Annotated in this window: 18 protein-coding genes; 12 read left to right on the top strand and 6 right to left on the bottom strand. The window is 40.3% G+C overall.

Features of this window, described 5'->3' with window-relative positions:
- Positions 1–37 precede the first annotated feature (37 nt).
- Both AS141_RS15875 and ahcY read left to right on the top strand, forming a co-directional pair.
- Positions 38–796: a biotin--[acetyl-CoA-carboxylase] ligase gene (locus AS141_RS15875; RefSeq protein WP_057938672.1), complete on the top strand. Its 759-nt coding sequence runs from the start codon at positions 38–40 to the stop codon at positions 794–796.
- Between the two features lie 83 nt (positions 797–879).
- A complete protein-coding gene (gene ahcY, locus AS141_RS15880) occupies positions 880–2,199 on the top strand; it encodes an adenosylhomocysteinase (RefSeq protein WP_057938673.1) in 1,320 nt (439 codons plus the stop codon).
- A 56-nt stretch (positions 2,200–2,255) separates the two neighbouring features.
- Here the strand turns inward: ahcY and AS141_RS15885 are convergent, their stop codons facing one another.
- On the bottom strand, positions 2,256–3,122 hold the full coding sequence (locus tag AS141_RS15885; protein WP_057938674.1) for a hypothetical protein: 867 nt from the start codon (positions 3,120–3,122) through the stop codon (positions 2,256–2,258).
- A 98-nt stretch (positions 3,123–3,220) separates the two neighbouring features.
- Between AS141_RS15885 and AS141_RS15890 the strand changes: the two genes are divergently transcribed.
- Positions 3,221–4,093, top strand: a complete 873-nt coding sequence (locus tag AS141_RS15890; protein ID WP_057938675.1) for an SDR family oxidoreductase — start codon at positions 3,221–3,223, stop codon at positions 4,091–4,093.
- 74 nt (positions 4,094–4,167) lie between these two features.
- On the opposite strand, the gene AS141_RS15895 is transcribed toward AS141_RS15890, so the two are convergent.
- Entirely contained in the window at positions 4,168–5,229 is a 1,062-nt protein-coding gene (locus AS141_RS15895; protein ID WP_057938676.1) for a PAS domain-containing protein, read from the bottom strand.
- Between the two features lie 297 nt (positions 5,230–5,526).
- On the opposite strand from AS141_RS15895, the gene AS141_RS15900 reads away from it, so the two are divergent.
- Together AS141_RS15900 and AS141_RS15905 are read left to right on the top strand one after the other, a co-directional pair.
- Entirely contained in the window at positions 5,527–6,258 is a 732-nt protein-coding gene (locus AS141_RS15900) for a DUF2092 domain-containing protein (protein ID WP_157243503.1), read from the top strand.
- A gap of 20 nt (positions 6,259–6,278) precedes the next feature.
- Positions 6,279–7,280 carry a DUF6515 family protein gene (locus AS141_RS15905; RefSeq protein ID WP_057938678.1) on the top strand — a complete coding sequence of 334 codons (1,002 nt, stop codon included), beginning with the start codon at positions 6,279–6,281 and terminating at the stop codon, positions 7,278–7,280.
- 70 nt (positions 7,281–7,350) lie between these two features.
- Here AS141_RS15905 and AS141_RS15910 read toward each other — a convergent pair whose 3' ends face one another.
- Complete coding sequence (locus AS141_RS15910; RefSeq protein WP_057938679.1) at positions 7,351–7,866, bottom strand: DUF4494 domain-containing protein; 516 nt, start codon at positions 7,864–7,866, stop codon at positions 7,351–7,353.
- 217 nt (positions 7,867–8,083) lie between these two features.
- Between AS141_RS15910 and AS141_RS15915 the strand changes: the two genes are divergently transcribed.
- Positions 8,084–10,390: a hypothetical protein gene (locus AS141_RS15915; protein ID WP_057938819.1), complete on the top strand. Its 2,307-nt coding sequence runs from the start codon at positions 8,084–8,086 to the stop codon at positions 10,388–10,390.
- Positions 10,391–10,449: 59 nt separating this feature from the next.
- Here the strand turns inward: AS141_RS15915 and AS141_RS15920 are convergent, their stop codons facing one another.
- On the bottom strand, positions 10,450–10,929 hold the full coding sequence (locus AS141_RS15920; RefSeq protein WP_057938680.1) for an Mpo1 family 2-hydroxy fatty acid dioxygenase: 480 nt from the start codon (positions 10,927–10,929) through the stop codon (positions 10,450–10,452).
- Between the two features lie 75 nt (positions 10,930–11,004).
- On the opposite strand from AS141_RS15920, the gene AS141_RS15925 reads away from it, so the two are divergent.
- From AS141_RS15925 to AS141_RS15935, 3 genes are all read left to right on the top strand, one after another.
- Positions 11,005–11,937, top strand: a complete 933-nt coding sequence (locus tag AS141_RS15925; protein WP_232424944.1) for an NAD(P)/FAD-dependent oxidoreductase — start codon at positions 11,005–11,007, stop codon at positions 11,935–11,937.
- 243 nt (positions 11,938–12,180) lie between these two features.
- The gene (gene nhaC, locus AS141_RS15930) at positions 12,181–13,644 is read left to right on the top strand and encodes a Na+/H+ antiporter NhaC (RefSeq protein WP_057938681.1); all 1,464 of its coding nucleotides are present in this window, start codon (positions 12,181–12,183) and stop codon (positions 13,642–13,644) included.
- Positions 13,641–14,240, top strand: coding sequence for a 3'-5' exonuclease (locus AS141_RS15935; RefSeq protein ID WP_057938682.1), 600 nt, complete (start codon positions 13,641–13,643; stop codon positions 14,238–14,240). The genes nhaC and AS141_RS15935 overlap by 4 nt, the downstream gene beginning before the upstream one ends.
- Here AS141_RS15935 and AS141_RS15940 read toward each other — a convergent pair.
- Positions 14,233–14,859 carry an IMPACT family protein gene (locus AS141_RS15940; protein ID WP_057938683.1) on the bottom strand — a complete coding sequence of 209 codons (627 nt, stop codon included), beginning with the start codon at positions 14,857–14,859 and terminating at the stop codon, positions 14,233–14,235. The two genes, AS141_RS15935 and AS141_RS15940, sit on opposite strands and share 8 nt — an antisense overlap.
- 103 nt (positions 14,860–14,962) lie before the next feature.
- On the opposite strand from AS141_RS15940, the gene AS141_RS15945 reads away from it, so the two are divergent.
- Genes AS141_RS15945 through AS141_RS15955 form a run of 3 tightly spaced genes read left to right on the top strand, consistent with a single transcriptional unit; the run spans position 14,963 to position 17,240 of the window.
- Positions 14,963–15,388 (top strand): sugar 3,4-ketoisomerase, encoded by a 426-nt coding sequence (locus tag AS141_RS15945; RefSeq protein ID WP_057938684.1) that lies wholly within the window; start codon positions 14,963–14,965, stop codon positions 15,386–15,388.
- On the top strand, positions 15,360–16,289 hold the full coding sequence (locus AS141_RS15950) for a hypothetical protein (protein WP_232424945.1): 930 nt from the start codon (positions 15,360–15,362) through the stop codon (positions 16,287–16,289). Before AS141_RS15945 ends, AS141_RS15950 begins: the two co-directional genes overlap by 29 nt.
- Positions 16,290–17,240, top strand: a complete 951-nt coding sequence (locus tag AS141_RS15955) for a glycosyltransferase (RefSeq protein WP_057938685.1) — start codon at positions 16,290–16,292, stop codon at positions 17,238–17,240.
- Here AS141_RS15955 and AS141_RS15960 read toward each other — a convergent pair whose 3' ends face one another.
- A complete protein-coding gene (locus AS141_RS15960; RefSeq protein ID WP_057938686.1) occupies positions 17,241–18,512 on the bottom strand; it encodes a M16 family metallopeptidase in 1,272 nt (423 codons plus the stop codon). It abuts the gene before it with no gap.
- Positions 18,513–18,514: the final 2 nt, after the last annotated feature.

An 18,514-nucleotide genomic window follows, 5' to 3' on the forward strand; every position in this document is an offset into this window, starting at 1 on the left:
TGGATAAAAATATCCTTTTTTGACGAATTTAAAATTTATGTATAAAATTCTTGCCAATACGATTTTTTTAGGGAAAGATGTTCATTTCCTGCCAGAGTGTCACTCCACTAATGACACTGCATTGAGTATGGTCAGGCGAAATGTGGCGATGGAAGGGAGTGTCGTGATCTGTGGACATCAGACTCATGGAAAAGGTCAGCGAGGAAACCACTGGAAGTCACAGCCAGGACAGAATCTGACATTCTCTCTGGTACTACGTCCGGATTTCATGGATATCTCTGAGCAGTTTTATTTGAATATGACTGTCTCAAATAGTATCAGACGTTTGCTACATGACTACGTCCCTAATTTGGAAGTTAAATGGCCCAATGACTTGATTGTTCCCGGATTTGGGAAAATAGGAGGGATTTTGATCGAAAATACCTTTTCTGGCAAGAAGTGGGAATATGCAGTTGTGGGAATCGGGTTAAATATTAATCAGCAGGTTTTTGAATCGCCCACTGCCGCTTCCATCCGGTCTATTACGGGTAGTCACTTCGGGTTAGAAGAATTGTTTCGTCTCTTGATCTCCCAGCTTGAGCAAGGTTATATTCAGTTGAAAAAAGGGAGGTGGAATGAGATCAGAGCTGAATATATGATGCATTTATACAGAATGAATACTTGGGCAACTTATGCCGCGAACGATAAACAATTTGCAGGGAAAATAGTTGGAATAACAGCAGATGGGAAGTTGGAAATGGAATTAAAGGATGGAGAAAAAGCTAGTTTTGGACTGAAAGAGGTCGTATTTCTGTAGATTGAGTAATTTTAAATTCCAAAATTTATGCGGTACCTTTGCCCAGGTTTTTTAGTGAAATTAATACATTAACTATCAATATTATGTCAGAAACTAAATCTGAGAAATTTATCCAATACAAGGTAAAAGACATTTCCTTGGCCGAGTGGGGGAGAAAGGAAATTAAGTTGGCAGAGGCTGAAATGCCAGGTTTGATGGCTCTTAGAGAAGAGTACGGTGCTTCCCAGCCTTTGAAAGGTGCAAGAATAGCAGGATGTCTTCACATGACTATCCAGACTGCAGTCTTGATCGAAACGTTGGTTGCTCTTGGTGCAGAGGTTACATGGTCGTCATGTAACATTTTTTCTACTCAGGATCATGCTGCTGCTGCTATAGCTGCTGCAGGTATTTCTGTGTATGCCTGGAAAGGCCTGAATGAAAAGGATTTTGATTGGTGCATTGAGCAGACCTTATTTTTCGGGGAAGATCGTCGACCACTGAATATGATCTTAGATGATGGTGGTGACTTGACCAACATGGTTTTGGATCAGTATCCAGAGCTGGTTGCCGGTATCAAAGGTCTCTCAGAAGAGACTACCACTGGTGTTCACAGGCTTTATGAGAGGATGAAGAATGGTACGTTACCAATGCCGGCTATCAATGTGAACGACTCAGTGACTAAGTCCAAGTTCGACAATAAATACGGATGTAAGGAATCATTGGTGGATGCGATCAGAAGAGCAACTGATGTGATGATGGCCGGAAAGGTAGCCGTAGTGGGTGGATATGGTGACGTAGGAAAAGGGTCTGCCGCTTCATTGAGAGGTGCAGGAGCAAGAGTGATTGTCACGGAAATCGATCCAATCTGTGCGCTTCAGGCTGCTATGGATGGTTTTGCTGTGAAGAAAATGGTAGATGCCGTAAAAGAAGCTGATATTGTTGTCACTGCTACAGGCAACAAGAACATCATCACCGAGGAGCATTTCAGAGTGATGAGAGATAAAACAATCGTATGTAACATCGGGCACTTCGACAACGAAATCGATATGGCTTGGCTGAATGGTACTTATGGCAATACTAAAGTAGAAATCAAACCTCAAGTCGATCTTTATACTATAGAAGGTAATGAGATTATAGTGCTTGCTGAAGGCCGTTTGGTGAATTTGGGCTGTGCGACTGGTCATCCATCATTTGTGATGTCCAACTCCTTTACAAACCAAACTCTGGCTCAATTGGAACTTTGGAATAATACTGATAAATACAAGCCAGGGGTTTATGTTCTGCCAAAGCATTTGGATGAGAGAGTAGCAGCTTTGCACCTAGCCAAGTTGGGAGTTGACCTAGAAGTTCTCTCTCAGGATCAGGCGGAATACATCGGCGTGACTGTAGAAGGTCCTTTCAAGCCTGATTATTATAGGTATTAATACGACTTCAAAAGTAACAAAAAGAGCCCTCGTTTTCGCAAACGGGGCTTTTTTTGTTACTCAGTGACAGGGTTTAGCAATAGTTTTCTTCCATCGGGCAAAATCGTATTGGCGGCCACTTTACAATCCTCTGGCAGTGTTTCGTAGGTTGTCGTATAACTAACTTCAGAATTTTCACCTCGTGATACTTGCCAATTTTCTATTCCAGTGCTTGGCAGGATTTCGTTTTGGGTATAGCAGAGAATAGAATGTGTTAAGGGATTGGCAATAGTAATTTCAAACTCACGTCCTGCAGCATTTATACCCTTTATTCCGCCTACTGAAGAAAAACTTATTAGTTTTGGACTGGTTGATAATGAGTCAATTGTCAGTGAATCGGTTGTCAGCGAATCTATAGCATAGTATTTTGTATGAAGAAATTCCCCAGAGAATGTTGTACTAAGCTCATTTTCTGTTCTTGCTGTGAGCGCTATGAATTCTTCTGAAATTTGGAGTGAATCATCACTTGAGAAATTCCGGATGCCTTCTATGGTGGTTGAGCCAAATCGATAATCTTCGTATTCCATCGTCCATTTTTTAGTTGGACTTTGGGCGGTAGTGTCATATTTGATAATCAATTTCCCACTTCGGGTATATTCTCCTGTCTGTACGCATATAGTACTCGAAAGAAAATCCAGGGTGACTTCTTTGGTATACTCGTCTAATAAAATATCAGGACAATTTGGAAGCCCCAACGTGTCCATTTGTTGATATTCTTCCCAAGAGATCATGGCAAAATATAGACTTTCATTCCAGTTGGAGGAAGTACTGAACAATTGAGCTGCCTCTACAGGTAAGTCAGTTTGAATTACTTTATCTTCATCTTCTTCACAACTCATTAACATTGGTGTCAGCAGGATGAGTCCGAAAATTAATTTTCTCATTAAGCGGCGGTTAAAAATAGTGGAGTCGGTTTAGTATTCTTCCTTCAATTACCAAGCCGAAATAACTATATTCACAATCAACGATAAACCACAAATTTATGATTTTAGCAGAAGGTATGCTCAAACCCGGAGCATTGAAAGGTAAAAATATTGTGATTACCGGAGGTGGAACAGGACTCGGGAAATCGATGGGAGAATATTTTTTGGAGTTGGGAGCCAACCTGGTAATCACTTCCCGTAAACTGGACATCTTGGAGGAAACCGCAAAAGAAATGATGGCTACAAAGGGAGGTAAAGTAATTCCATTGGCCTGTGACATACGGGAGATTGATCAAGTTGAGGGTATGTGGAAAGATGCCACAGGCCAGCTGGGGCAGATTCACGTAGTGTTAAACAATGCCGCAGGAAATTTTATAAGTCCAACTGAACGCCTTTCTACAAATGCCTTTAATACTGTGTTGGATATAGTACTGAAAGGCTCTTCTCAAGTGACTCTTACAGCAGGCAAAGATTGGATTGCAAAAAAGCAACCAGGGACTTTCCTCAATGTAGTCACAACTTATGCATGGACAGGTTCGGGTTACGTTGTCCCTTCTGCTGCTGCAAAAGCAGGAGTGCTTGCGATGACACGCTCATTGGCTGTTGAATGGGCAAAATACGGGATTCGCTCAAATGCGATTGCACCTGGGCCATTTCCTACAGAGGGAGCTTGGAGCCGATTATTGCCAGGGGATTTGGTGAAGAAATTTGATCCGGCAAAAAAAGTACCCTTAGGAAGAGTGGGGTTACATCAGGAGCTTGCAAATCTGGCAGCTTACCTGGTTTCTGATTATTCCGGCTATGTAAATGGTGAAGTCATGACAATAGATGGAGGAGAATGGCTGAAAGGAGCCGGAGAATTCAACAACCTAGATCAGATACCTGATCAGATGTGGGACATGATGGAAGCCTCACGAGGGAAAAAAGTGTGAGCCGCAATTTAATTTGGGACTACCTGAAAGCCAAATGGAGGTTCAGGAACCTTTAAGTTACTGAAATTCTAGTTCTAAATGGGCAGGGCGTTCATATCATCTGACAGATCTATTTCTAGAGATTTATTTTTTTTGACAGATTCTTTGATGCTTTTCTTAAGCGAATGGTCCAGCAATTTGGTTTCGTTTTTAATCAGCTGCACCAGACGTTTTGATTCGTTGTATTGCGGTTCGCTGTCAAGAATTTCCAAAATCCCTAATATGTTAGCCACTCTAGCCCGAAGGGTATGGGATTGCTCGAAAGCAAGCTCCTTAAGGAAAAAATGGTGTTCTTTGAGCCAAATCTCTTGCTTTTTTCTGTCAGAAATATCCAAAATGCATCCAAGAATTTTAATAGGACGGCCGATAGTTGACCATTCAATTGTTTTGCCAAACCCCAAAGCCCAAATAGTTTGATTGTTTTTTTGATTTATCCTGAATTCCTTTTTAAAAGGGATATTTCCGGGTGTTTTAAAGTGATTTCCTAAATCACTTAGTAAAGTAGGAAAATCTTCTGGGTGTATATGTTCTTGCCAAGAAATAGCGGAAGTTCCAAGTAGTTCGCCTTGAGTATACCCCAGCATTTGTCCTAAGCCATTACTGATTTTGTTTCCTTTTTTTGTCAAATCAAATTCCCAAAAACCAAGTAATTTATCTTCCAATATACTGTCGATGATTTCTTTGCCTTCACCAGTAGCACTGTCAAAAAAATCACCTAACCCCATAGGTTGTGTGACTGGGTGTCCTATTCCAAGGCAGGTACCAAAGTCCTTTGTAGTAAAAAAGAACTCCCATTTAGTGTCTATGACATCGCCTTGGGGATAAATTATCTTTTGAAGACTCACCGTAAAGGACCGATGGGATTTTTTCCATGCTTTTATGCGCTGGCTCTCATATTTTCCCCAATTAGACGCAACAAAGCAGTCGGAAAAATAAATAGGCTTCTCCTTATTATCTTTATCGAAGTAAGACGGAATCGGGCCTATACTAGGGTCAGGGGTGATAATCCGTCCAGTTTTATCTAGGGTAACCTGTAGAAAGTAATCAGATACAACCGTTAGGTGACGCAGTGCCTGAATAGCATCGTAGTTATTCATGGGTCAAAGTTAAGAAATACTCACTTCAAATTATTTAAAATACATAAAAAATTATTTAAAATACATAAAAAGATATTGTAACGGCAAATTAGCATTCCCTACTTTTGAAAAAAAAACGGTAGTTCTTAATCATACTTAAGAAAGGTTACCTAGGGATTAGACTATGTAAAACATGTTAGAAAACAATTCTGCTCAGATAATCATCAAATCTTAATTTTAAATTCTTTGATGATCCCAATTGTTTATTCTTTTTGTTATATTTATCTGTCATTTTTAATCAAATTCTACAGAGGCTTTATGATCAAGAAAATTTGTTTAGGCGTATTTTTGATCCTTTCGGGTCATTTTGCGCAAGCCCAGAAGGGAAAAATGGATACCACCGCTTTGATGATATTGGACAAGATGAGTGGAATGTTTGGTGATTTGAGCTCGGTAGGGTTCACTTCCGAAATTTCTAGGGACGTTGCCTATGCTGAGGGTTTTTTCATCAAGGAATTCAGCTCAAGCAAGGTGAAATTTGTAGGCCCTGATAAATTTTCCGTTCGTGTATCTGGAGAGGAAAAAGAGGATTTGTATAACTATAATGGGTCTCAGGTCATTTATTATTCCTTTGCTAACAATATCTATACAGTTGCGGATGCTCCGAATAATTTAATCGAAACGATCGACTGGCTCTATCAGGATTTTGGAGTTGAACTTACAACTGCTGATCTTTTTTATCCGACTTTTTCCAAAGATTTTGTGGAGGAAATGGATTATATCGAGTTTTTAGGTGTCACTCATATTAAAGGTGATCGAGTATTTCATATAGGTGCTGCCAATGAGCATGCAACCATCCAATTATGGATCGCTGATGATGGGTATTATTTGCCGAGGAAAACGCTGATTACCTATTTAGACGGAGCGCAATCCTATCAGCATGAAACAGATTTTTCTGACTGGGAGGTAAATAATGTATACCCTGAGGCTATGTTTGAGTTTCTACCACCTCCCGGTGCAAAACAAATCACTTGGATCAAAAAGGACTGAAATAACTTTAAACTGGTATTATGAAAGCAAGTAAAATAAGAATTTTGTTTTTATCTGTTGGGATTTTAGCAATGCTGACCCTGCCTGAAATGGCAGAAGCTCAGCGAATGAGAGGGGCAGCTGCAGGACGGGGAGGAGCAAGACCTACCACCACGCGTCAGGCTCCATCCCGTGTACCAGGTAGAACTGCTTCTCGGCCCACTCCATCCAGGCAGATTAGCCAGCCTGCAGTAAGAAAGGCGTCAAATTCAAGCTCAAGATCTACTGTCAACGGTGGATCAAGTAGAGTGACAAACAGGACTTCGAATGCTAGCAGGGTAGCCAATATTAAAGATCATAAAGCAGGGAATAATTCAGGAAACAGTATTGGGAATAGAACTAATGTGGGCAACAAAGTCAATATTGACAATAGCAGAGATGTCAATATCAATGTAAATAACAGAAATAATATAAATGTAAGGAACAACCGAAATATCGGTTATAGACCACCATATCGTCCATATCCCCGCCCTCCAATGATTTATGGTGGCTTTGGTTTCTCTTGTTTCAGACCTTATTACTACCATCCGTACACGCCTTTTTACTGGGGGCCTATGTGGCATCCTTGGGGTTTCTTTATCGCAACTTTGGCTACGACTGCAATTATAGTCTCTGTAGAGAATCAAAAATATCATTATGACCAAGGCGTATTTTACGAAGAGTCTGATGGAGGTTATGTTGTAGTAGAAGCTCCCCAGGGGGCTACGGTAAAAGTAATACCAAGTGATGCCCAAACGGTTGAAGTGAGTCCTACGGTAAATAACTATTATTATGGAGGGACATATTATGAAAAAGAAAATGGTGAATATACCGTCGTAGCGCCCCCTGCCGGTGCTACTGTAGATAGACTGCCTGAAGGGGCGGAAGAAGTGAAAGTAGGTGACCAGACCTATGTGAAGTATGGAGATACCTATTACTTACCCGTACAGGTAGATGGAAAAAACGCCTATGAAATTGCCCAAGTAGAAGAATTAGATCAGTAAATGAATTCGCTTAAAACAAAAGAGACCGAAAATGCGGCCCCTTTTGTTTTAAGCTGAATTTATAAAGGTTCTATTCTTCGTCCTGAGTAATTTCTTCGCTCTGTTTGACTTCTGATACAGGCCTAAAGTTACCTTCAGGAAGCTGCTCGGCTACTTCGTCTCGCTCAAATGGAAACACTTCCACAATTGGGCTTTCTACAATGTCAGGTACTCTGAAGCTTACGAGCATGTTTCCTAAGCTTTCCTGGATTCTGTCGTAGGCTTCTTTGACGTCATTGGCGGTGACGATCATATATTGCGTGACTTTTTTCTCTTTACCACTTTCGCCATCAGCGACCATGTAAGAAATCTTACACTTATGCCAGATGTCTGCATCTTCATAGAAGAATACATCTACAATATTGCTTTTGCTGATTCCGGTAACTTGGAAATCCCCTCGAATCTGAGAGGCTAGCCTATCGTAAAGAATTGCCTCTGCTTCGGTAAAGGATACCGCATCCACTAGGTATTGTTCAGAAATATTCTTCAGCAATCCTTGTTCATTTTCTTTCGCGTACTTGACTTTGCACAAAAACCAGGTTCTCATATCTATCTATTTGAATTTCGAAGGTAAAATTTATCCTTAGAAGGACAAGAGAATTTTCCTTCAAAGAAATCGCTGTTCTACCGTAAGGAATAATAAGTCGCTGACTGTCAGGTTAATTTATTTGGTACTAAAATATGCTTGAAGATTGAGGCTGCCAAAGATTTCCAGAATTGTGGAGAGTGAAAGAAAAGCAGTAAATTATCGCAAAACTAATTACATGAGAGACAAAATCTGGTACAGTTTTCCGATACAGTTGTTTCTGCTTCATCTGAGAAAAAATCTGGGACTTGTCCTCATTTGGATAGCATTGGTAGGGGTGATTTTGGAATACTTTGGTGTGGTATTGGGAATCCCATTTCTGTTCCTTGATCCTGAATATCTGCATCAGGTTTCGTGGGTAAGTTTTTTTTTGATGGGTATTGGTTTTGCGTGTTTGACCATGGGTTTTCATATGGCCACTTATATTATGGATGGGAGGCATTTTCCATTTTTAGCCATAGTAAAAAGGCCTTTTATCCATTATTGTGTGAATAATGGACTTATCCCACTTATTTTCTATATAATCTATATCATCAAGTTTGTAAGTTTTCAGCTTGGCAATAATCCGCAGAATGATTGGGAAGTTCTGTATTATTTTCTTGGATTTGTAGGAGGTGGGGTGGTTACCTACTCGGTTATTTTTGGCTATTTTTCATTAACAAATAAGGATTTCTTTATTCTTTTTGCAGGGACAGTGGATAAAAGACTCCGAAAAGTCCGCCTGACAAGAGCCAACGTCCTAAGCCAATACAAGGATTTAAAAAACCAAAACTATAAGGTCTTATACTATTTGGGTACTAACCTTCGCCCTGAGAAGGTAAGACCCGATATTTCAAGGTTTGAAGGAACAAAATTACTTCGGGTGTTTGATCAGAATCATTTGAACCTATTTATTATTCAGATAGTTTTAATCCTCTTTATCCTGTTCTTGGGCTTTTTCAAAGAGAATCCATACCTCCAGCTACCTGCAGCGATGAGCGCTACTTTACTGTTTGCAATTTTGGTGATGTTGGTGGGAGCAATAAGCTTTTGGCTAAGGAGATGGGCAACTTTCGCAGTTTTTTCCTTTCTGGTTTTGGCCAATTATTTCAGTAATTTCAATTTGCTCAATCGCCCGCACGAGGCTTATGGATTAGATTATACAGTACCTCCAGTTGTCTATAGTCTTGCTCATATGGATTCTCTTTTGACTCCGGAAATAGTCGAAAAAGACAGAAATAATATCTTGAATATTCTGGAAAATTGGAGAGCAAAATTTCCTGATGAAAGCAAACCAAAACTAGTGATGATTGCAGCAAGTGGTGGGGGGCAGCGATCTGCACTTTGGACGGTCAAGATTTTGCAGAGTATTTATACTATCGGGAAGGGAGAGGTGATGAAGCATACAGAACTGCTGACAGGAGCTTCCGGTGGAGTATTGGGTGAGGCTTTTTTCAGAGAAGTCTACCTGAGATCTTTGACTGATTCTTTAATTAACCCTACAGATGAAAAGTACCTTGATCAGATTTCTGCTGATAATCTCAATCCGATTATTTTCACTTTGCTTGTAAATGATTTATTGATACGCAGTCAGAATTTTCATTATAATGGACATAAGTATCTTAAAGACAGGGGATTTTCCTTTGAAAATCAATTAAATCAGAATACAGAAGGAATTCTGGATAAGCCCATTTCTGCATACAAGGAACCGGAGTTTTTAGGTACTATTCCTTTGCTTCCAGTTACTACGCTGATCACCAATGATGGGAGAAAACTCGTCATTTCCCCACACTCCATGTCATTTTTTGGTACATCAATGCTAGGGAGACTGGGGGCCGATGAAAAGAAGCAGACGATAGATTTCCTCAGGTTTTTTGCAGCTCATGATTCTGAAAATCTTCGATTCCTTACTGCATTGAGAATGAGTGCTACATTTCCTTTCGTCACTCCCAATATTCAATTGCCTACCCAGCCAATCATGGAAACAATGGACACAGGGTTGTCTGATAATTTTGGAATTCAGGATGCACTTCGTTTTATGTATGTTTTTCAAGTATGGATCAACGAGAATACAGATGGAGTGGTACTGATCACAATTCGGGATTCTGAAAAAGTTACCGAAATAGCACCTAGCTTTCCCCCTAGGATTTTTGAGAAAATTTTCACTCCACTGAAAAATATTTATGCCAATTGGGATAATGTGCAAACAATTCAGAATGAAGTGCTATTCAATTACATGGCGGAGTCTATGCCGTTTGATCTTGAAAGAATCGAATTTGAATATGCACCTGAAAAGGTTCAGGTGGAGGATTTGACGGTAAGCCAAGAGACTATGCAACGCGCTTCTCTAAATTGGAGATTGACCTCGAGAGAGAAAAAATCAATATTGGAAAGCGTCTATACCCTCAAAAATCAAAGCGCGCTGAGACGGTTGGAAGAGCTTTTTGCCAAAAACCAGCCTATTGTTGAGGATAGTGTCCAGCTAAAGGATGATAACGCTCAATAGCCCCCTATCGACTTAGAAAATAGTAATCGAGGTAGGGAGGGATCTGTTCAGTTGAACCCTCAATAAGAGAAGCCCCATTTTTTATAAATAAAATGCATCAGCCAAGCAGGCCCTATCAGAAGAAACTGAAGGTCTTTTAAGAAAGTCGGCTTTTTACCTTCTATCTTATGTCCATAAAACTGTAATATCCAAGACAACAAAAAAATCCCCAGACTAATCATCCACAGCTTTCCCGGAAAATAAAGGTCAATGAAATTGGCAACAGCCAGGCACAGTGCTGAGAAAAGAAACATCCCTAAGGTAAGAGGGGTAGAGAGTAAGAGATAGTAGAATAGGACAAGTGCCAAGACTATTGTGGCCCAATTGGCAAAATTCTCAAGGAATGGCATGAGCGTAGGAAGCGGGCCGGGAGGAATACTAAAAAGTAATCCCACAATACTGAAGAAGATAGCAGGCACACAGAACCAGTGGATGAGCTTATTTGTTACATTTTGATGGCTCATGCCATATTCGAGGAATAACGCATCAATTTTTCTCATGGTATTTTGGGATTATATCTCTTAGATTTATTTAAAATACTAAATCTATTTTAATTCCTTTTTCTAAAAATCGAAATGTTCAGTTATTGGGAGAAAAAACACTTTTTTCACTACGACCTTATTGTGGTCGGCTCTGGATTTGTGGGACTTTCCACCGCCATTCATTATAAGGTAAAATATCCTCGGGCAAGCGTACTCGTTTTGGAGCGTGGCGTTTTTCCTACGGGAGCTAGTACTAGAAATGCAGGTTTTGCTTGCTTTGGGAGCTTGACAGAGGTTTTGGATGATCTACACCACATGACGCATGAAGAAGTATTTGGACTCGTAGAGCGACGATACAGCGGTTTAGAATCAATCAGAACGCACTTTGGAGAGAAAAAGCTGGGATATTCTCACTCAAACGGTTACGAACTTTTAGGAGAAAGCCAGCTAGAGACAATTGGTGAGCTGGCCAGTGTGAATAAACTTCTCAGGCCTATTTTTGGAGATGATGTGTTTTCGCTCATTAAGAAGCCTGAGAAAATGGGTTTTGCAGACCGAGTCAAAGCAGTTGTCAAGAATAAATTCGAAGGGGAACTGGACCCGGGTTTGTTCATGATTTCTCTTTGGAAGTTGGCACAGCAGGAAGGGATTCAACTATTGACCGGCGTTTCAGTTTGTGAAGTTCAAAAAGATCAAGGGTTGATCTTGGCTAAAGATGCTTCCGGAGCGACAAATTTGGAATTCGAGGCAAAGAAAATTGCCTTATGCACCAATGCATTTACAGAGAAACTTTGGCCAGGTTTAGATATTGTGCCAGGCAGAGGATTGATCCTTTTGTCGAAGCCCTTGGATTTTAAGATTCCTTGGAAAGGAACATTCCATATGGATAAGGGGTATGTATACTTTCGTCAAGTGGATGGACGACTCTTACTGGGAGGTGCTAGAAATAAGGATTTTGAAAGCGAAAAATCTACGGGTTTTTCAGTAAACCCGAGAAAAGTATCATTTAGAAAGGTTAGCTACTGAGGTTATTTTTCCTGATAAAAATATTGAGTGGGATACTGAATGGACTGGGATTATGGCATTTGGCAAAATTAAATCTCCCATTGTCCAGCAGTTAGGGAATAAAACTGTGGCTGCGGTACGACTTGGCGGAATGGGGGTGGCAATAGGTTGGCAAGTAGGCAAGGAGTTATCAATAATTTTGTCCAAGATGTAATTGATAATTTTTCATTAGATTCAAACTCTTAACTCACCAAACCCCGATTAATGCAAGGTATTAACCGTACTCCTAAAGTTTTTGAGGCACTGATTCCGCTGGTTTTTTTGATCGTTCTCCTGGTAGTGAATATTCAAGTTTTTGGTACAGATGGGCTTTCCGGTTCCAATCAAATTGTGCTTATCCTTTCCTCTATGGTTGCTGCAATGGTAGCAATCTTTCGTTTAGGTATTAATTGGGAAAGTCTTCAGGATGGGGTCATTAAAAGTATAAGTGCGGCGATGTCCAGTATTTTGATTCTGTTTTTAATCGGTGCGCTTGCCGGCACTTGGTTACTCAGTGGAATTGTGCCGGCCATGATTTATTATGGGCTTCAGATTCTAAGCCCTGCGATATTCTTGGTTGCAGCATGTCTTGTGAGTGCCATTGTTTCGGTAGCCACCGGCAGTAGTTGGACGACTGTTGCCACGGTGGGGGTTGCTTTACTTGGTATAGGTAAAGCATTGGGATTTGAAGAAGGGATAATTGCAGGAGCGATTATCTCGGGCGCTTATTTTGGAGATAAAATGTCGCCGCTTTCCGATACAACCAACCTCGCCCCAGCCATGGCAGGAACAGATTTGTTTACTCATATTCGCTATATGGCAAAAACTACCGTTCCGTCCATTGCCATTACGCTCCTGATTTTTGTGGTGATCGGACTCAATTATGAGACCAACGGTACAGTAAATGATGTGCAGGCAATTTCTACTGTGATTGCCGGGAAATTCAATGTGACAGGTTGGCTTTTTATTGTTCCAATACTGGTGATTATCATGATTGTACGAAAAGTCCCCGCAATTCCGGCTTTACTTACAGGAGCACTGCTAGGAGGGCTTTTTGCCTTGATTTTCCAGCCTGATATTATTAGACTAATTGCAGATGAAAATGCATCATATGCTTACCAAAGTTTCAAAGCTGTCATGATGTCTCTCTATGGAGAAATTAGCATTTCTACTACCAATGAGGTGGTCAATGAACTGTTAATTACCAGGGGTATGGGAGGGATGATGAATACTATTTGGCTAATAATTGCAGCAATGGTCTTCGGTGGAATTATGGAAGAAAGCGGAATGCTAAGGGTACTTGCGGAAGCTGTGATACAGAAAGTACATAGCATTGGTTCCTTGATCGCATCCACGGTCGCTACATGCGTCTTCTTCAATATTACCACTTCTGATCAATATTTGGCAATTTTAGTACCTGGAAGGATGTATGCAGATGTATATAAAAAGCGCGGTTTAGCACCTGAAAACCTAAGCAGAACATTAGAAGATTCAGGAACAGTGACCTCGGTTTTGGTTCCTTGGAATACCTGTGGGGCTACACAAGCTTCGGTATTGGGTGTTGCTACTTTTACATACGCACCCTTTTGTTTTTTTAATATTATTAGTCCCTTTATGACCATTTTATATGGTTATTTCAAAATCGGGATCACCTATTATGATGACGTTGAAGAAGAAAAGTTGGTATGATTCCATTTAAGATTACAAAGGAAGAAGTAAACGCCCTTCCGCTGGGACAGTTTGAAGGCGAAATGTTTTTAATAGATAAAACGGAAGATGTTGAGGAGGTTGCGGAATTTCTTGTTCAACAGCGTGTTATTGGCTTTGATACCGAGACGAAACCTGCTTTTCAAAAGGGAATAATAAATCAGGTCTCCCTACTTCAGCTTTCTACCTCTACGCAGGCTTTTCTATTCCGCTTAAATGAAATTGGTTTTCCTGAACCCATCCGGAATATTCTGGAAAAGGAGAATATTGTGAAAGTGGGCGCTGCTGTACACGATGATATAAAAGGATTGGCGAAACTTACGGATTCTTTCTATCCCAATTCTTTTTTCGATCTTAATGATGAGTTGAAAAGAGTAGGTTTTATAAATATTGGTGTCAGAAATCTATGCGCTATGGTGCTAGGGATGCGTATTTCCAAATCCGAACAAGTTTCTAATTGGGAAGCCGAAACGCTTACCATCAAACAGCAGCGTTATGCGGCCACAGATGCCTGGGGCTGTCTGGAGATTTTCAAAAAACTGAGAGACCAAGGCTATTTGGATGAATTATTTAAGTGATTGTCAATTCCAATCCCTCAATTTCCTCCAGTGAGCTGACGATTGACTTTTCCAGACCTTTTCTGAATTCTAGCTGCATTTTGCAATCCAGCATCATTTCCTGAGCAGAAATCGTTAATTCATGGAGTTTGATTAGCTTCATAACATCATTTAGCATAGGGTAGGGAAAACGAATGTTCACAGAAGTTTTTACATGATCTTGCACCAGGATATTTTCCTCAATTGCTAACGCTGCTGATGTCTTGTAGGCATTTATCAAGCCACTTATTCCAAGTTTTGTCCCTCCAAAATATCGAACTACAACAATCAAAATATTCGTCAGGTTAGTTGACCTGATCTGTCCGAGTATTGGATCTCCGGCAGAATGGTTTGGTTCACCATCATCATTTGCCCTAAACTGATCTCCGTCTTTTCCAAGCATCCATGCATAGCAATGATGCCTCGCATCAAAATATTTTTTTCTTAACTCAGTCAAGTGGATTTTGATTTCTTCCTCATTTTTTACAGGAAAGGAAAAATAGAAAAACTTGCTGCCTCTGTCTTTAAAAAGCCCTTCGCTACTTCGGGAAACAGTAAAAAATGTATCTTCGAATGTTGACTCGTCACCGAAGGCTGACATAGGATAGTTAGAGTTGATGAGCTGCGAATTTAGAAAATTAACAAATGGGTAACAGTTTATCCATTCGAATTATCTTAATTTTAGCTAGAGGAAATTTTGTTCAATGCCCGAATCTATTAGTACACATGCTCCTTACCTGTTTACCTTACCTGGAACCAGGAATGGGACAGGATGTCTTCACTTTTGGGAAAATTTAGCGCTTTTTCCAGAAGGGATTCAACGGTGTTTTTGGATTTCAAATGTTCAGGAAGGTGAAACGCGTGGCAATCATGCGCACTGGCAAGAATCTCAGGTAATTGTTGCACTAGCCGGGAAACTTCTATTGGAGATTCTTTCTTCAGGGGGTGAGGTTTTTAATTTCGAACTCAATTCGCCAGATCAGGCAGTTTTTGTTCCTCCTTTAAATTGGTTAGTTGCCAGGTTCTACCCAGACTCAGTATTGCTTGGGATGTCGGATCGGGCTTTTTCAGAAGATGATTATATCAGAGACTTAGATTACTTTGGAAAGCTTCAAGAAAGAAATAAGTGAATCCCATGTACTTCGGGTGATTTCCGCCTTGAAGGAGGGTAAGGATTATTTCTTGAGCAATTTTCCTGTGGAAGCTTATCAGGACCAACTGGATTTCATTTGGGAGAAAAAGCAAAAAACCAAAGCAATAATCACTTTTGCGATTTCTTCGAGAGGTGAAGCAATCTCACTTCCTCAATCGCCCTTTGGCGGCCTGTGGATTTATGACGGTTTGAGTTCAGCTTCTATGGAAGCTTTTATCAGGGCAATTGTCGATGAATTAAATCATCGCGGGATCAATTCCATTACGATTACCCAGCCACCAAAACCCTATGAGGAACAGTTTGATTTGGTGAATTATTTATTGTTCAAAAGCGGTTTTGAACAGGAAAAAATAGTAAGTCATCATTTTTTCATGGGTAAAAAGAAGATCAAGAAGCTTGTACAAAAAGAGTCTGCGAAACTTCAGAAGAAGAACAAGAACTCAGGACTGAAATCCAGCTATTCTTCTATTTCGAATTTTGGGTTTTTAAAAGAAATCCGTTCATGGAACGCCTTAAAAGGCTATGAAGTAGCAATTGATGAAAACAGAATTGTGCAGCAAGTTTCAGAATATCCGGATAGGTATTTTTTGATTACTGTAAGCAAAGATAGTGTTGTGATCGGGTATTCTCTCGGTGTCAAGCTCACCTGCGATTCTCTTTATTATTTTCTTTCAGCCATCAATCCGAAAACTCCAGTGAAGAACGGAGGTGAGCTTATCCTGAGTGAACTGTTTCAACTTGCAGTGGATCAAAAGGTGAATTTTATAGACTTGGGCTCGTCAGACCTTGACGAGCGTGCAAATCACAGCTTAATGTTCTTCAAATCCCGCTTTTCAAATGATATCTGTAACAAAATCACTTGGGTAAAAAAGCTATAAATGAAATCCAATGACCGAGTTACCGTTATTTGTATTGCTTTCAACCATGAAAAGTGGATAGAAAAGGCTTTAGTCAGCGTCCTGTTGCAGGATTACCCACAGAAGGAATTAATCATCGTTGACAATGGAAGTAAGGATTGTACCCCGACTATCATAGGAGACTGGGTGGCAAATCATTCGGAGAAACTTCCTATCAAAGTCAGTTATAAAAGCGAATCTGAACCCTATTGTCAGGTGTTTAATGAAGTTTTGGATAAGGTGGAAAGTCCTTTTGTGATCGATCTGTCCGGTGATGATTTTTTGTATTCCAATCACCTATCCCATTCCGTATACAGCTTGCGTCAGAGGCAAAATGCGGCTTTTGTCTTCTGTGATGCTGTTATAATGGATGAAAATGGCAATGAGAAATCTTATTATAAAAATGAGGATTATAAAGAATTAAAGGAGAGAATTTTTACCGATGACTTGTATGAAATCCTTATTCGTAGAAGCTGTATTTCCGCCCCAACCGTAGTGTTCAATGTTGCGGTTCTGAAGAAGGTTGGAGGATATGACGCGACACTTTCCTATGAGGATTTTGATATTCAACTTCGCCTAGCTAGAAGTTATCCTGTAGTTTTTTCAGATCACGTAGGTGTTTTAAAAAGAAAGCATGCAAACTCTTTATCTGCTAGCCAATATCAGAGGTACCGATCCCAGATGCTTCCAAGTACCCTGCGTGTCTGCGAAAAAATCAGGAAAATGAACAGGGATGCAAGAGAAAATGAGGCGTTATCAATACGCATTTTATACGAATTGAAGCATGCGCTTTGGTCGGCGAATTTTCAGGTAGCAAAAGGCTTTATCCTGCTTGCGAATGAAATGAAGATCAAAGGAGCCGAATTCCGTTTGTATAAGCTTTGGTTTTTTTTGCGTCTGGATATCTCCTGGCTTTATGTCAGATTAACCTGACTAACCAATAACTACTTCAATAAATGGTGGGTTTGAAAAGTATTTCTGCCCAATCCGAAGCATGTCCTGAGAGGAGAATTTTTTCAGATAAGCCAACTTCTCAGTGTAATAGTCAAAATCCATCCCTGAATGATGAACGGCTTTGAATCTGTCAGATAAATCAAATGAAGTACTGAACTGTTTTAGCATTTGGCCTATCAAGTAGTTTCTAACCACTTCAAGCTCATCCTTGTCTATTTCTACCTGGGTCAACAGCTGGATTTCATGGTATATTTCCTTGATCACGGATGGATAAAATGCCTTTTGAACATCAGCAGCAATTACCCAATAGTCAGAGTCACCTATTTCAGCAAGAGAGGAATAGATCCCATACGTATGTCCTTTGTCCTCACGGATATTTTTGATTAGTCTAGAACCAAAATAACCTCCTAAAATTGTATTGAAAATACTAAGTGCGATAAAATCAGGATGGGTCTTTGGAATAGACCAACTACCGATCCGAATACTGCTTTGTACCGACTTTTCTCTTGGCTCAGTTGCTGCCAGAAGTGTATTTATTCCAGGTAAAAGAACGGGTTCAGAAATTGGTCTATTAGGTATATAACCAAATTGGATCGAGAGATTTTCCAACTCCTTTGCATCAAAATTCCCGGTAACGAATATTTCCAGATTTTGCCAAAGCATTAGCTCATAATACGCAATCAATTGGCTCCTAGTGATTTTATCCACATGAGATTCTGTGACTTCAGCTCCATAAGGATGGCTGGCTCCAAACAGGCATTTTCTAAATACCTGACCGGCGCGGGAAGCAGTTTTTTCACGTTCCAATCGAATGCTGAGTTTTCGCTGCGATTGCCGTTTTTTCAACATATCTTCCGGAAAGATAGCCTGGGTAAATAGGGAGATAAATAATTCTACTACAGTAGCAAGGTGTTTCTTGGTAGATAAAAGACTGAGCCCTTCATGGGAGAAGGTCAATATAGGATGAACTTCAGAGGCATAAAAATCAAAGAATTCGGCGATTTCCCCTGCATTTTTTTGTCTAGTACCTTCCAACAGCATCTGAAGAGTGAAGGAGGGCACAAGGGTTTGCTCCAGTGGAAGCGAAGCCCGTTGACCCTTGCATAGTATTTCGATTTTAACAGCCTCTATACCGGGAGTTGGAATGTAAAAGAACTTCGCGCCATTGGAAAGATTGAATTCCTCTGGTGGCAATAGTTCAAAATCCTCTGGAATGTTGAATTCCGGAGCTTTTGACCTGTCTACACGCATTT

The sequence above is a fragment of the Algoriphagus resistens genome (assembly GCF_001442615.1).
GTDB classification, from domain to species: Bacteria; Bacteroidota; Bacteroidia; order Cytophagales; family Cyclobacteriaceae; genus Algoriphagus; species Algoriphagus resistens.

Excerpts from the sequence above, each read along its gene's own strand:
- AS141_RS15875 (WP_057938672.1), top strand. The coding sequence starts at position 38 with ATGTATAAAATTCTTGCCAATACGATTTTTTTAGGGAAAGATGTTCAT.
- ahcY (WP_057938673.1), top strand. The coding sequence starts at position 880 with ATGTCAGAAACTAAATCTGAGAAATTTATCCAATACAAGGTAAAAGAC.
- AS141_RS15885 (WP_057938674.1), bottom strand. The coding sequence starts at position 3,122 with ATGAGAAAATTAATTTTCGGACTCATCCTGCTGACACCAATGTTAATG.
- AS141_RS15890 (WP_057938675.1), top strand. The coding sequence starts at position 3,221 with ATGATTTTAGCAGAAGGTATGCTCAAACCCGGAGCATTGAAAGGTAAA.
- AS141_RS15895 (WP_057938676.1), bottom strand. The coding sequence starts at position 5,229 with ATGAATAACTACGATGCTATTCAGGCACTGCGTCACCTAACGGTTGTA.
- AS141_RS15900 (WP_157243503.1), top strand. The coding sequence starts at position 5,527 with ATGATCAAGAAAATTTGTTTAGGCGTATTTTTGATCCTTTCGGGTCAT.
- AS141_RS15905 (WP_057938678.1), top strand. The coding sequence starts at position 6,279 with ATGAAAGCAAGTAAAATAAGAATTTTGTTTTTATCTGTTGGGATTTTA.
- AS141_RS15910 (WP_057938679.1), bottom strand. The coding sequence starts at position 7,866 with ATGAGAACCTGGTTTTTGTGCAAAGTCAAGTACGCGAAAGAAAATGAA.
- AS141_RS15915 (WP_057938819.1), top strand. The coding sequence starts at position 8,084 with ATGAGAGACAAAATCTGGTACAGTTTTCCGATACAGTTGTTTCTGCTT.
- AS141_RS15920 (WP_057938680.1), bottom strand. The coding sequence starts at position 10,929 with ATGAGAAAAATTGATGCGTTATTCCTCGAATATGGCATGAGCCATCAA.
- AS141_RS15925 (WP_232424944.1), top strand. The coding sequence starts at position 11,005 with ATGTTCAGTTATTGGGAGAAAAAACACTTTTTTCACTACGACCTTATT.
- nhaC (WP_057938681.1), top strand. The coding sequence starts at position 12,181 with ATGCAAGGTATTAACCGTACTCCTAAAGTTTTTGAGGCACTGATTCCG.
- AS141_RS15935 (WP_057938682.1), top strand. The coding sequence starts at position 13,641 with ATGATTCCATTTAAGATTACAAAGGAAGAAGTAAACGCCCTTCCGCTG.
- AS141_RS15940 (WP_057938683.1), bottom strand. The coding sequence starts at position 14,859 with ATGTCAGCCTTCGGTGACGAGTCAACATTCGAAGATACATTTTTTACT.
- AS141_RS15945 (WP_057938684.1), top strand. The coding sequence starts at position 14,963 with ATGCCCGAATCTATTAGTACACATGCTCCTTACCTGTTTACCTTACCT.
- AS141_RS15955 (WP_057938685.1), top strand. The coding sequence starts at position 16,290 with ATGAAATCCAATGACCGAGTTACCGTTATTTGTATTGCTTTCAACCAT.
- AS141_RS15960 (WP_057938686.1), bottom strand. The coding sequence starts at position 18,512 with ATGCGTGTAGACAGGTCAAAAGCTCCGGAATTCAACATTCCAGAGGAT.